This is a genomic window from Pseudoalteromonas sp. S4492 (genome assembly GCF_005886115.1).
Taxonomy (GTDB): Bacteria; Pseudomonadota; Gammaproteobacteria; order Enterobacterales; family Alteromonadaceae; genus Pseudoalteromonas; species Pseudoalteromonas gelatinilytica.
Genome location: NZ_PNCP01000215.1, coordinates 1 through 306 on the forward strand (window position 1 = coordinate 1; position 306 = coordinate 306).

A 306-nucleotide genomic window follows, 5' to 3' on the forward strand; every position below is an offset into this window, starting at 1 on the left:
ATACAAAGGGGGGTCTGACGCTAGCGACAAAATGGCAAAAAAAACCCCGACACTTCGGTCGGGGTTCATTTATTAACAAGTCGATTAAGCTTCTTCATTACCTTCAACAGCAGGAGCTGCTTCTTCAGTCTTAGTTTCTACTTTCTTTACTACGGGAACATAAGCTTTCTTCGCACGCTGCTTACTCCTATGCTCTTCATTTCTACGAGCAACATTCGCTTCATGTTCGTTATGCCATACCTGAAACTTCGTCATCGCAGTTGCATCATCAAACAAACCAAGCTTAACACCACGCAATAAATGCAT

General features: G+C 42.8%; 1 protein-coding gene. It reads right to left on the bottom strand.

Going from position 1 to position 306, the window contains the following annotated elements; genetic code table 11:
* Positions 1-84: 84 nt before the first annotated feature.
* Positions 85-306 (bottom strand): hypothetical protein (locus CWC28_RS21415; RefSeq protein WP_249324996.1); only part of this gene is annotated, 222 nt, incomplete at its 5' end.